We start from the raw sequence: 11,371 nt of genomic DNA, 5'->3' as shown, positions 1-11,371 counted from the left end.
CAGGACGACGGTGTCACCGCCGCCAGGCGGGGTGCAGGGCGCGGTGCACCTCGTCCTGCAGCCGCCGCGGGAGCAGGCGGGACCGGCCGGCACGGGGGCCCGGCCCCTTCCGCCACGACGCGGCCCCGTGGCGCAGGGAGTAGCCGGCCAGGTGCCGGATCGCGATCACCACCGCGGCCGTCATGATCGCCTGCCAGCTCGGCTCGCCGGCCAGCCGGAGCAGCCCGGCCGCGACGAGGTGGTCGAGAGTGATCGCGAGCGCCGGAGCCGGCGAACGGGTCACTGCCAGCACCAGCGCGCCGGACAGCAGGGCGAGCACGACGACCACCTGCGCGGCCAGGCCGGTGACCGTGGCGAGCCAGGCGTTCACCCCGGCCGCCCCCGACGGTCCGGCGCCGTCCCGGCCGTGCGCTGCGGCGACGCGGCGTCGTTCGATCCCCGCCCGGACCGTTCGCGGTCCTCCGCGACCTCGCGGCGCTCCTCGGCGATCTCCTTGCCGAGGAAGTAGTTCAGCGCCGTCCGGATGGCCGCGATGGCGGCGAGCTGCCCGATCTCCTCCCAGCTGGGGGCCACGGCGGTGCGCAGGACGTCGCTGGCGAGCTGGAACTCCAGCCCCAGGGCGAGGAACCGGCCCAGCGTCAGCCGGACCGGCACGAAGCCGTGCACGTCGCGGTGCCGCAGGCCGGCCCAGGCGAACCGGATGAACGCCCACACGGCCCCGATGATGATCACGGCGGCACCGCAGGCCTCCACGACGACGACGAGCACGTCCACGACGTCCTGCAGCAGCTCTTCCACGCGGCGCGCATACCCGGCGGGTCCGCGCGACCACGCATGGCGCCTGCGAGACTGCGCCGATGAGCGAGTTGCGCCACTCACGGTCGATCACCGTCGCGACGTCGCCCGAGGAGCTGTACGACCTGGTCTCCGACGTGACCCGCACCGGGGAGTGGAGCCCCGTCTGCCGGGAGTGCTGGTGGGACGAGGGCGCGTCGGGCGCGGTCGGGGACTGGTTCAGCGGGCGCAACGTGACCCCGGAGCGGACCTGGGAGACGCGCTCGAAGGTGGTGGTGGCCGACCGCGGCCGGGAGTTCGCCTGGGTCGTCGGCGGCAACCTGGTGCACTGGAGCTTCACGCTCGCCCCCGTCGCCGGCGGGACGGAGCTCACCGAGTCGTGGGAGTTCCTGCCCGGTGGGCTGGCCCTCTTCGCCGAGCGCTACGGGGAGCGGGCCGACGAGCAGATCGCCCTCCGCACCCGGCAGGCGCACGAGGGCATCCCCGCCACCCTCGCGGCGATCAAGCGGATCGCCGAGTCGGGCTGAGCCGGCCGCCGGTCCTCCCGGTCGCGGTCGCGGCGGCCACGAGGAGGCCGGCCGCGACGGCGCCGGCGGCGTTGAGCACGGCGTCCAGCGGCGACACGACCCGCCCGAGCGGGAGCGCCCACTGGAGGAGCTCGATGGCGGTGGCCGTCGCCGTGGCGGCCAGGACGAGCCGGCGCGGCCGGCCCAGCGCGGGCCAGCGGAGGACCGCCAGGGCGGCCGGGACGACGAGCAGCACCAGGTTCCCCAGCAGCTGCAGCACGGTGGCGCCGGAGTCCAGACCGCCCAGGTACCAGCGCAGCTCCACGGCCGGTGAGCCCCACGCCCAGCCGGTGCCTTCCGGGGCCAGGGTCAGGGCGGCGACCGCCAGGAGGGCTGCCCCCAGGCCGAGGGAGAGAGCGGGGGACCGGGAGCTCACGCTGCCGGCCTGACGACAGGGGCGGCGGAGCCGGCCAGCGCCTGCACCGCGGCCGCGCCCAGCACGTCGATCTCGGCGGCGAGGGTGCGCAGCGGCACGGGGTGCGGCGCCCTCAGCAGCCGCACGACCCGGTCGGCCGACCAGGCGATGCGGGCCCGGGCGTCGAGCTCCGGCGGAACCGCCACCGAGCCGTCGATGCCCCACGGCTCGGCGAGCTCGTCGCAGAGGCCCGGCAGTCGGCCGAGGAGGTCCGCGCACGCGGCGGCCAGCCGCCACCACGCCCCGGTCTCCAGGGCGAGGTCGTGGCGGGTGTCCGCCGTGGCCCACCGGAGCAGCCGGACGACGTCGCTCCAGACGACGTCGGAGACGACGCACTCGACGGCGCAACCGCCCGCGGGTCGCCGCGCGAGGACCACGGTGCGTGCCGCGGCGGAGTCGAAGAGCAGGTCGGTCACGTGGTCGGCCATGCCGCCACGGTCGCCCGGCCGGCTGGCACCGGGCTGGGCAGGGGCTGGACGTCGTCCGTGGGGTTCCACGGCGAGGACGGGACGGTTGCTGGCAGCAACTCCCCAGCTCACGCCCAGTTCCAGCGCATCTCCGGACCGCAACCTGATGTCGACCTGCCGTCCACCTCCCGGAAAGCCCGATGTCGCACACCTACCTGCTCGGCGCCGACCTGCTGGCCATCGGCCTGCTCACCTTCGGCGTCTACTTCCCCCGCCACCGCCGCCGCGACCTGGTCATCGCCTACCTCGGCATCAACGTCGGCGTCCTCGCCGTCTCCGCCGCCCTGGCCACCAGCGAGGTGGGCGCCGGCGTGGGCCTGGGGCTGTTCGGGGTGCTCGCGATCATCCGCTTGCGCTCGACCGAGCTGGAGCAGCACGAGGTGGCGTACTACTTCTCGGCCCTGGCGCTGGGCCTGCTCGGCGGCCTGGGCACCTCGGGCCCGGTGCTGTCCATGTCGCTGATGGCGCTGGTCGTCGCCGTCATGTACGCAGCGGGGCACCCCCGCCTCCTGCGCCGGTACCGGCAGCAGGTGATGGTCCTCGACACCGCCTTCACCGACGAGCGGGCGTTGACCGGCCACCTCGAGGCGCTGCTCTCCGCCCGGGTGCACCAGGTGACGGTGCAGCGGGTCGACCTGGTCAACGACACGACGTGGGTCGACGTCCGGTACGAGCTGGACCCGCGGCGCCGTCCGGCTGCCGGCACGGGCGCTGGCGAGCGTTTCGCGCCGGCGCCCGGCGAGCCCGGCCGGCCGCGCCCGGCCGCGGTGGTCCGGTGACCGGCCCGGCCGCCCCGGCGCTGCCGGCCCTGGGCGCGCTGCCCGCCATCGGGCTGGCGGAGATGGTGGACCGCGCGGCGCTGCAGACGCGCGTCGACCGCAAGTACGTGCTGCCCCTGGGGGCCGTGGACGACGTCGTCGCAGGGCTCGCCGAGACCGATGGCGCCCGGGTGCTGGAGATCGACGCCGTCCGCTCCTTCGGCTACGCGTCCCTGTACTACGACACCCCGGACCTCGCCGGCTACCACCTCGCGGCCCGCCGGCGGCGGCGGCGCTTCAAGGTGCGCCACCGCACCTACCTGGACTCCGGGGACCACTTCCTGGAGGTCAAGACCCGGGGCGGTCGCGGGACGACGGTCAAGAACCGGATCCCGCTGCCCGGCCCGGCCCGCGGGCTGGACGGCGGCGCAGCCTTCGTCGACGCCGTGCTGTGCGAGGCGGGCCTGGGCTGGGTGCGCAGCGAGGACCTGCGGCCCGTCCTGCGCACCACCTACCGGCGCAGCACGCTGCACCTCCCGATCGGCGACAGCCGGCTCACCATCGACACCGACCTCACCTGGGCGCTCCCGGGTGGCCGCGCCCTGACCCTCCCCGGGGTCGCCGTCGTCGAGACGAAGTCCAGCGCCGCCGCCTCGGCCGCGGACCGCCGGCTGTGGCGCTCCGGGCACCGGCCGAGCCGCATCTCCAAGTACGGCACGGGCCTCGCCGCGCTGCGCGGCGACCTCCCCGACAACACCTGGTGCCCGGTCCTGCGCCGGCACTTCCACCCCCTGGCGGCCCCCGCCACCGACGATCGGACCCTCCCGTGACCCGTCCGAAGAAGATCCGCGCCACCCTCGCCTCGGCCCTCGTGGCTGCCGTGCTCGCCGGCTGCACGGCCGAGTCGACCGCCGGCTCCTCGGACGGCGCGACCGCGACCGTCTCAGCGGCGGAGATCGCCGCCGGCAGCGGGATCGGCGTCGCCGACGCCCTGGCCGCCAACACCGCGGCGCACGACGCGGACCCGGCGTACGAAGCGGCCGACGTCGTCGACGTGTCGCTCACCGGGGACTCCGCCGCATCGGACTCCGACGCGGTGAGCGTGGACGGCGGAACGGTGACCATCACCGCCGCCGGCACCTACCGGCTCAGCGGTTCGCTCGACGGCCAGGTCGTCGTCGACGCACCGGACGAGGACGTCGTGCGGATCGTCCTGGACGACGCCGAGGTCTCGTCGGCGGACACGTCGGCCCTGGCGTTCCTCGACGCCGGCACCGCGGTCGTCGTGCTCGCCGACGGGTCGTCGAACGCGCTCAGCGACGGCTCGGGCTACGCGGCCGACGGCGCCGAGCCGAACGCGGCGCTGTACAGCGCCGCGGACCTGACGATCACCGGCAGCGGCTCGCTCGAGGTCACCGGCAACGCCAACGACGGGATCGCGGGCAAGGACGGGCTCGTCCTCGACTCGGGGACGATCGCCGTCGACGCGGTCGACGACGGCGTCCGCGGCAAGGACTACCTCGTCGTCCGGGACGCCGACCTCACCGTCACCGCGGGCGGCGACGGGCTCAAGGCGGACAACGCCGAGGACTCCGCGGCCGGCTACGTGCACGTGGCCGGCGGGTCCGTCGACGTGACCGCCGCCGGTGACGGGGTCACCGCGGAGACCGACGTGATCATCGGCGGCGGGGACGTGGCGGTGGTGTCGGGCGGCGGCAGCGGACAGACCGTCGCCGAGGACGCCTCGGCGAAGGGCCTCGAGGGCACGGTCAGCGTCGTGGTCGGCGGCGGGACCGTCGACGTCGACGCCGCCGACGACGCCGTGCACTCCGACGGCGTCGTCAGCATCTCCGACGGCACCCTGACGCTGGCGACCGCCGACGACGGCGTGCACGCCGACGGCGACCTGACCGTCGCCGGCGGGACGGTGACCGTCACGGAGTCGTACGAGGCTTTGGAGAGCGCCGTCGTCACGATCAGCGGCGGCGACCTGGACCTGACGGCGAGCGACGACGGCATCAACGTCGGCGGCGGCAACGACGGCTCCGGGCAGCTGGGCCCGGGCGGCGGCGGGGCCGACGCGTTCGCCGCGGTGGGGGACTACCGGCTGTCCGTCACCGGCGGCAGCACCGTGGTCGACGCCGGTGGGGACGGGCTGGACTCCAACGGCACGGGCACCATGACCGGCGGCACGGTGGTCGTCAACGGCCCCACCGGTGCGGGCAACGGCTCCCTCGACCTGCAGAGCGGTCTGGAGATCAGCGGGGGAGTCCTGCTCGCGGCCGGCAGCGCGGGGATGGCGCAGCCCCCCACGACCTCCTCCGCCCAGAGCTGGGTGGCGACCACCGTCGCAGCGCCCGCGGGCACCGTGGTGCAGCTCGTCTCGGCCGACGGCGAGGTGCTGGCCACCTACACCGCGCAGAAGGACGTCGGGTCGCTCGTCTACTCCTCGGCCGAGGTCGCGAGCGGTGCCACGTACACGGTCCTGACCGGTGGCACCGCCGCCGGGAACGACCTGGGCGGGCTGGCGGCGAGCGGGACCACCGACGGGGCCGAGCAGGCGGGCACCGCGACCGCCGGGGAGTTCGCCGGCGGGATGGGCGGCGGGAGTGGCCGGCCGGGCCGAGGGACGCCGCCCGGCAGCTGACCGGACCGGCCCGCGTCGAGCAGCGGCGCCGCCCCGTGCGACCGGGGGCGGCGCCGCTGCGTCGTGCCCGGCCTGCCACCCGCCGCCGGTCGCCCGTAGCCTCCCCGCATGCCGGATCAGACCACCACGTTCGACTCCGCCTCCGACGTCCGCGTCACCGCCTACCGGTGGGACCCCGCCGGTCCCGCGCGCGGGATCGTCCAGCTCACCCACGGGATGGGCGAGCACCTGCTCCGCTACGAACCGCTGGCCGCCGCGCTGACCGGCGCCGGCTGGGTGGTGGTCGGCCAGGACCATCGCGGGCACGGCGCCACCGCGCAGGACGGCCACTGGGGCGAACTCGGCCCCGGTGGCTGGGACGAGCTGGTGCGCGACATCGGCCGGCTCACCGCGCACGTGCGCGCCGACCTGCCCGACGCCCCGCTGGTGCTTCTCGGTCACAGCATGGGCTCCTTTGCCGCCCAGCAGCACGTCCTCGACCACTCCGCCGACCTCGCCGCCCTGGTGCTCACCGGGACGACGGTCCTGGACCTGCTCGAGCCCGCCGTCGACCTCGACGGACCGACGGACCTCTCGGCGTTCAACGCGCCGTTCGCGCCGGCCCGCACCGACTACGACTGGCTCTCCCGCGACGAGGCCCAGGTCGACGCCTACGTCGCCGACCCGCGGTGCGGGTTCGGCCTCGCCACCGCGGACAGCCGGCAGATGTTCCTCTCGGGGCGGCAGCTGGCCGACCCCGACCGGCTGCGCGGCATCCGGAACGACCTGCCGGTGTACGTCGCGGTCGGCGACGCGGACCCGCTCAACGGGCAGCTGGCGCTCGTCCAGGTCCTCGTCGACCGGCTGCGCGGCGCCGGGGTGGAGGACGTGACGCTGCGGGCCTACCCGGGCGCCCGGCACGAGGTGTTCAACGAGACCAACCGCGACGAGGTCGTCGCCGACCTGCTGGCCTGGCTGGACCGGGTCGTCCCGCCGGCGGGCTGACCGCGGAACGCACCGCGGCGGCCACCTCCCGGGGAGGTGGCCGCCGCGTCGGGTGCGGGCGAACGGGTCAGGGCAGCCGGGGCGACCAGGCGAGCGACCCGCCGGCCGCGCCGAGCGCGACCAGCAGGGCCACCCCGGCGAAGGCCGAGGAGACGTCCTCGCGCTCGGTGGTCGTGCCCACCTGCTCGCCGATGTCGGCGTAGACGTCCTCGAGCTCGCTGCCGCTCTCGGCGGTGTATGCCTGCCCGCCGGTGGCGGCCGCCAGGTCCGCCAGGGCAGCGGTGTCCACCGGCACCGACACCCGCTGTCCCTGCACGCTCACGTCGGCGTCGGACGTGCCGTAGGCGATGGTCGAGACCGGGATGCCGGCCGTCGTCGCCACCTCGACGGAGTCCTCGACCGAGCGGCCCTGGGTGCTGGTGCCGTCGGAGAGCAGCACGATCGACGCCGGGACCGGCTCCGCGCCGTCCTCGACCGGGGCCTGGCCGACGGCGGCGACCGCCGCGGCGACCGCTTCGCCGATCGCCGTCCCCTGGGACATCCGCAGCTCCTCGATGGCCGAGACGACGGCCTCGTGGTCGTCGGTCGGGGCGACCTCCACCACGGCCGTGCCGGAGAAGCTCACCAGCCCGACGTCGATGCCCTCGGGCAGCTGCTCGACGAACTCCACCGCGGCCGCCTGCGCCGCCACGAACCGGGACGGCGCGACGTCGGTGGCCTGCATGGAGGTCGAGGTGTCGATGGCGACGACGACGGTGGCCGCCTCGCGCGGCACCTCCACCGCGGCCGCCGGCTTGGCGAATGCGGTGACCATGAACGCCAGCGCGGTCACCAGCAGGGCGGCCGGCACGTGCCGCCGCCAGCGCGGGGCCCGGGGCGCGACGGAGGCCAGCAGGTCGGCGTCGGCGATCCGGACGGCGTAGGCGGTGCGGCGCCGCTGCGCGACCAGGTAGCCGACGGCGACGGCCGCGACGGCGAGCAGCAGCAGGAGGCGCCACGGCGCCTCGAACGACAGGTCGGTCATGCGGATGCTCCCGGGTGGACGAGGGGCGACGGGCGCCGGGCCGGCGAGGCGGCCCGGCGCCGGCGCAGCGAGGTGCGCCGGGCGGACAGGTGGCGGGCGAGCTCGGGCAGCCAGTCGCGGTCGGTGCGCAGCAGCACGTGGCCCGCGCCCGCGGCGAGCACGGCGGCCCGGTGCGCCCCGGTGCGGGCCGCAGTCGCCGCGCGGTACCGGTCGCGCACCGCCCGGGTGGTGCGCACCTCCAGCTGGCGGCCGGTCTCGACGTCGACGACGTGCAGGGTGCCGACGGCCGGCAGCTCGGTCTCCAGCGGGTCCTGGACGTGGCAGACGACCACGTCGCAGCGCTGGGCGAGCAGCTGCAGCGCCCGGGCCCAGCGGGGCTCGTCGCCGGCGCCGCCGGGTTCGGCGAGGTCGCTCAGCACCACCACCAGCCCGCGCCTGCGGGGCGGGCGGGCGAGCTCGGTGAGCACGTCGGCGAGGTCGGCGCCCCGGCCGTCGGCGGCCCGCGGCGTGCTGGACAGGACGTGCCGCAGCGCGAGCGCGGCGGTGCGGCCCGCCCGGGGCGGCACCCGCCGGACGCCGTCCGCGGTCAGCAGGACGGCGCCCACCCGGTCGCCGTGCGCGCTGGTCAGCTGCGCCAGGGCGCCGGCCACGGCCAGGGCGAGCGCCCGCTTCTCCGTGCGCCGCGTGCCCAGCGCCATCGACGGGGTGAGGTCGACGACCAGGGTGGTCTCCAGCTCCCGGTCGGCGGTCGTGGTGCGGACGTGGGTCTCCCCGGTGCGCGCGGTCACCGCCCAGTCGATGCGGCGGGCGTCGTCCCCGGGTGCGTGCAGGCGCGGATCGGCCGGCTCGCTGCCCGGACCGGGGGTGAGCCGGACGTGGCCGCCCTGCAGCAGCCCGTCGAGGCGGCGGGACACCTGCAGCGTCAGCCGGCGGACCTGCGCCTCCGGTGCGTCCGGCGGCGGGGGCAGCGGCCTCATGCCACGACCCGCTGCAGGTCCGGGCGGACGACTGTGTGCTGCGAAGGGGCCACCGTCGGCTGCGGCATGGTGGCCAGCACCCGGCCGACGACCTCCTCCGCGGTCACCCCGTCGGCCAGCGCCTCGTAGGAGAGCACCAGCCGGTGGGCCAGGACGTCGACGGCGAGGTCGGCGACGTCCTCGGGGACGACGTAGTCGCGCCCGCGCAGCAGGGCCAGCGCGCGCGCCGCGCGGACCAGGCCCAGGCTGCCGCGCGGCGAGGCGCCGACGCCGATGAGGCGCGCCAGCTCCGGCAGCCGCCACGCCGCCGGCTCGCGGGTCGCCATGACCAGGGCCACGGCGTACTCGGCGATGGCGTGGTGCACGAACACCGCCTCGGCGGCGTCCTGCAGCGCGACGAGTTGCTCGAGCGTCAGCGCCTGCTCGGCCCGCGGCGGGCGCACCGACATGCGGCGGACGATCTCCATCTCCTCCGACATCGTCGGGTGCGGCACGACCACCTTCATGAGGAAGCGGTCGCGCTGCGCCTCGGGCAGCGGGTAGACGCCCTCGCTCTCGACCGGGTTCTGGGTGGCCAGCACCAGGAAGGGGTCGGGCAGCGGGTGGGTGACACCGCCGATGGAGACCTGCCGCTCGGCCATGACCTCCAGCAGCGCCGACTGCACCTTGGCCGGGGCGCGGTTGATCTCGTCGGCCAGCACCAGGTTGGCGAACACCGGGCCGAGCTCGACGTCGAAGCGCTCCTGGGAGGGCCGGTAGACGCGGGTGCCGACGATGTCGCTCGGCACCAGGTCGGGGGTGAACTGGAGCCGCACCGAGCTGCCGCCGACCGTCCGGGCGAGCGTCTCGACGGCCAGGCTCTTCGCGACGCCGGGCACGCCCTCGAGCAGGCAGTGCCCGCGGGCCAGCAGCGCCACGGCGATCCGCTCGACCATCCGGTCCTGGCCGACGACGACCTTCTTCACCTCCATCAGGGCGTGCTCGAGCAGCGCGGCGGACGCCGGGGGAGTGGGCAGGGAGCGGGTGTCGGACAACGGGTCCTCCTCGGATCGTGGGTGAGCGGTTCGGTTCAGGCGCCCTGCGTGGGTTCCTGGGTCTCGGTGCCGGTCTCGGTGTCGGGCGACGTGGCGCCACCCGGGAGGCCGCGGCCGCCGGCCGTCGGGCGGATGGTCGTGGCGGTGGCGGTCCCGCCGTCGACGACGGCTTCGACCAGGACGGGGTCCCCCACGGCGAGGGCGGTGCCGGCGATACGGGTCCCCGAAGTCACCGCGTACGTGCGGGTGAACCCGTCGGAGCTCTGCACGGTCACCGAACCGGTGTCCAGCGCGGTGACGGTGCCGCCCTGGACGGCGATGGTGACCGTGCTGCCGTCGGGCTGCTGGAGCTCCTGCTCCTCGTGAAGAGCCGACCACCGGGTGCTCGTCGAGCCGGTCGGGCTCTCCTCCTGCGCGGTCGCGTCCTCGTCCGGCTGCGGGTCGGCCGGGAGCCGGCCGGTCCGCCTGCCCTCCGTCGCGCCCTGGTCGTCGGCGTCGGTCGGAGCCGCCGCCGCGGTGGTCTCCGGCGCCGGGGAGCCGGCCGCCACGGCCAACCCCACCCCGGCGCCGAGCACGGCCACGGCGGCCGCGCCGGCTGCGGCCCAGCGGCGGCGCCGGCCCCTCGAACGCCGGGTGCGGTCCGGGGGTGCGGGCGCAGGCGACTCGCCTGCCGGTGCGGTGCCGGTGGAGCGCGGGGTGAGCGCGCCGTCCCGGTCGAAGACCCATTCCTGCACGGGAGTGCTCCTCGTCCGACGGGCCGCGGCCACCCCCTCGCGGGGCACCGCGGCGCCGTCCTCGGAGCACCACCGTGGGTGCGCGAACTGGAACTCCGCTGATCACCGGGTGCGCGACGGCTGTGAGTTCGCACCTCCCGGTGGCCCGGCTCCCGGGAGACGCACAACCGCTTCCCAGCCGGCTCACACGCCGACGGGAGGTCCGGAGCGGACCGTCGGCCCCGGCATACGGAGGAGACGGCATGGTGAGGGCACCGATCAGGGGGGCGTTCGGGACGGACCCGGTGACCGGGTACGGCCTGGTCGTCCTCGCGGGGCTGCCCGGGAGCGGTAAGACCACGCTGCTGCGACGCCTGCTCGCGCACGGCGGTGGCGGGCCGCTCACCGCCCTGGACTCCGAGGACGTCGCCGCCCGGGTCCGCGGAACGGGCATCGGCGTGCCCTACCGGGTGCTCCGCCCGTGGGTGCACCTGGTGCACCGGTGGCGGGTCCTGCGGCACGTCGCCGGCGGGTCGTCCGTCGTCGTCCTCACCGATCCCTGGACCAGCCCGGTGTGGCGGGCGGCGGTGCTGCGGGCGGCCCGCTGCGCCGGCCGGTCGGTGCGGCTGGTGCTGCTGGACGTGCCCACGGAGCTCGCCCAGGAGGGGCAGCGCACCCGCGGCCGGACGCTTCCCGACGCGCGGATGCGGCGTCACGAGCACCGCTGGCGCGGCTACCTCGCCCGGCTGGCGGACGCCCCCGCCGAGGCCGGTACCGCGATCGTCGTCGACCGGCCGGCGGCGGCGGAGCTGACGTGCGACGCCGTGCTGGGGGAGCGGGCGCGGCCGGCGCGGTCCCGGTGTTGACTGGAGGGCGGGGCCGGCCGGCCCCGCCCCGCTCCGAGCCCCAGGAGGACGGCCCATGCACGTCGGCGTCGACAGCTTCGTCGCGGCGGTCACCGATCCGCGCACCGAACGGCTGATCGGCCCGG

General features: G+C 76.3%; 14 protein-coding genes. 6 read left to right on the top strand and 8 right to left on the bottom strand.

Annotated elements, in window-relative coordinates:
• Positions 1-13 precede the first annotated feature (13 nt).
• Together ACI8AP_RS12525 and ACI8AP_RS12520 are read right to left on the bottom strand one after the other, a co-directional pair.
• A complete protein-coding gene (locus tag ACI8AP_RS12525; RefSeq protein WP_456589673.1) occupies positions 14-370 on the bottom strand; it encodes a hypothetical protein in 357 nt (118 codons plus the stop codon).
• On the bottom strand, positions 367-798 hold the full coding sequence (locus ACI8AP_RS12520; protein WP_456589672.1) for a DUF1622 domain-containing protein: 432 nt from the start codon (positions 796-798) through the stop codon (positions 367-369). Before ACI8AP_RS12520 ends, ACI8AP_RS12525 begins: the two co-directional genes overlap by 4 nt.
• Before the next feature lie 59 nt (positions 799-857).
• Between ACI8AP_RS12520 and ACI8AP_RS12515 the strand changes: the two genes are divergently transcribed.
• A complete protein-coding gene (locus ACI8AP_RS12515) occupies positions 858-1,322 on the top strand; it encodes an SRPBCC family protein (RefSeq protein ID WP_456589671.1) in 465 nt (154 codons plus the stop codon).
• On the opposite strand, the gene ACI8AP_RS12510 is transcribed toward ACI8AP_RS12515, so the two are convergent.
• Together ACI8AP_RS12510 and ACI8AP_RS12505 are read right to left on the bottom strand one after the other, a co-directional pair.
• The gene (locus tag ACI8AP_RS12510; protein WP_456589670.1) at positions 1,297-1,737 is read right to left on the bottom strand and encodes a VanZ family protein; all 441 of its coding nucleotides are present in this window, start codon (positions 1,735-1,737) and stop codon (positions 1,297-1,299) included. The two genes, ACI8AP_RS12515 and ACI8AP_RS12510, sit on opposite strands and share 26 nt — an antisense overlap.
• On the bottom strand, positions 1,734-2,204 hold the full coding sequence (locus tag ACI8AP_RS12505; protein WP_456589669.1) for a hypothetical protein: 471 nt from the start codon (positions 2,202-2,204) through the stop codon (positions 1,734-1,736). The genes ACI8AP_RS12510 and ACI8AP_RS12505 overlap by 4 nt, the downstream gene beginning before the upstream one ends.
• 179 nt (positions 2,205-2,383) lie before the next feature.
• Between ACI8AP_RS12505 and ACI8AP_RS12500 the strand changes: the two genes are divergently transcribed.
• The 4 genes from ACI8AP_RS12500 to ACI8AP_RS12485 all read left to right on the top strand — a co-directional run bounded on the left by ACI8AP_RS12500 (position 2,384) and on the right by ACI8AP_RS12485 (position 6,632).
• On the top strand, positions 2,384-3,022 hold the full coding sequence (locus ACI8AP_RS12500) for a DUF4956 domain-containing protein (protein ID WP_456589668.1): 639 nt from the start codon (positions 2,384-2,386) through the stop codon (positions 3,020-3,022).
• The gene (locus ACI8AP_RS12495; RefSeq protein ID WP_456589667.1) at positions 3,019-3,831 is read left to right on the top strand and encodes a polyphosphate polymerase domain-containing protein; all 813 of its coding nucleotides are present in this window, start codon (positions 3,019-3,021) and stop codon (positions 3,829-3,831) included. The genes ACI8AP_RS12500 and ACI8AP_RS12495 overlap by 4 nt, the downstream gene beginning before the upstream one ends.
• Positions 3,828-5,648 (top strand): carbohydrate-binding domain-containing protein, encoded by a 1,821-nt coding sequence (locus ACI8AP_RS12490; protein ID WP_456589666.1) that lies wholly within the window; start codon positions 3,828-3,830, stop codon positions 5,646-5,648. Before ACI8AP_RS12495 ends, ACI8AP_RS12490 begins: the two co-directional genes overlap by 4 nt.
• A 108-nt stretch (positions 5,649-5,756) precedes the next feature.
• Positions 5,757-6,632: an alpha/beta fold hydrolase gene (locus ACI8AP_RS12485; protein WP_456589665.1), complete on the top strand. Its 876-nt coding sequence runs from the start codon at positions 5,757-5,759 to the stop codon at positions 6,630-6,632.
• A gap of 67 nt (positions 6,633-6,699) precedes the next feature.
• Here the strand turns inward: ACI8AP_RS12485 and ACI8AP_RS12480 are convergent, their stop codons facing one another.
• Genes ACI8AP_RS12480 through ACI8AP_RS12465 form a run of 4 tightly spaced genes read right to left on the bottom strand, consistent with a single transcriptional unit; the run spans position 6,700 to position 10,401 of the window.
• The gene (locus ACI8AP_RS12480) at positions 6,700-7,656 is read right to left on the bottom strand and encodes a VWA domain-containing protein (protein ID WP_456589664.1); all 957 of its coding nucleotides are present in this window, start codon (positions 7,654-7,656) and stop codon (positions 6,700-6,702) included.
• Positions 7,653-8,633, bottom strand: a complete 981-nt coding sequence (locus ACI8AP_RS12475) for a DUF58 domain-containing protein (protein ID WP_456589663.1) — start codon at positions 8,631-8,633, stop codon at positions 7,653-7,655. Before ACI8AP_RS12475 ends, ACI8AP_RS12480 begins: the two co-directional genes overlap by 4 nt.
• Entirely contained in the window at positions 8,630-9,667 is a 1,038-nt protein-coding gene (locus ACI8AP_RS12470) for an AAA family ATPase (RefSeq protein WP_456589662.1), read from the bottom strand. The genes ACI8AP_RS12475 and ACI8AP_RS12470 overlap by 4 nt, the downstream gene beginning before the upstream one ends.
• Positions 9,668-9,702: 35 nt before the next feature.
• On the bottom strand, positions 9,703-10,401 hold the full coding sequence (locus tag ACI8AP_RS12465) for a hypothetical protein (protein WP_456589661.1): 699 nt from the start codon (positions 10,399-10,401) through the stop codon (positions 9,703-9,705).
• A 242-nt stretch (positions 10,402-10,643) separates the two neighbouring features.
• Between ACI8AP_RS12465 and ACI8AP_RS12460 the strand changes: the two genes are divergently transcribed.
• Positions 10,644-11,246 (top strand): AAA family ATPase, encoded by a 603-nt coding sequence (locus ACI8AP_RS12460; protein ID WP_456589660.1) that lies wholly within the window; start codon positions 10,644-10,646, stop codon positions 11,244-11,246.
• The last annotated feature ends 125 nt before the right edge of the window (positions 11,247-11,371 follow it).

The sequence above is a fragment of the Blastococcus sp. SYSU DS1021 genome, assembly GCF_054050995.1.
The sequence above is the reverse complement of the archived record's forward strand: the minus strand, read 5'-3'. Positions and strand labels throughout refer to the sequence as shown.

What these genes read in the sequence shown, in the direction of transcription:
- ACI8AP_RS12515 (WP_456589671.1), top strand. Translation starts at nt 858, where the DNA reads ATGAGCGAGTTGCGCCACTCACGGTCGATCACCGTCGCGACGTCGCCC.
- ACI8AP_RS12505 (WP_456589669.1), bottom strand. Translation starts at nt 2,204, where the DNA reads ATGGCCGACCACGTGACCGACCTGCTCTTCGACTCCGCCGCGGCACGC.
- ACI8AP_RS12500 (WP_456589668.1), top strand. Translation starts at nt 2,384, where the DNA reads ATGTCGCACACCTACCTGCTCGGCGCCGACCTGCTGGCCATCGGCCTG.
- ACI8AP_RS12485 (WP_456589665.1), top strand. Translation starts at nt 5,757, where the DNA reads ATGCCGGATCAGACCACCACGTTCGACTCCGCCTCCGACGTCCGCGTC.
- ACI8AP_RS12480 (WP_456589664.1), bottom strand. Translation starts at nt 7,656, where the DNA reads ATGACCGACCTGTCGTTCGAGGCGCCGTGGCGCCTCCTGCTGCTGCTC.
- ACI8AP_RS12475 (WP_456589663.1), bottom strand. Translation starts at nt 8,633, where the DNA reads ATGAGGCCGCTGCCCCCGCCGCCGGACGCACCGGAGGCGCAGGTCCGC.
- ACI8AP_RS12460 (WP_456589660.1), top strand. Translation starts at nt 10,644, where the DNA reads ATGGTGAGGGCACCGATCAGGGGGGCGTTCGGGACGGACCCGGTGACC.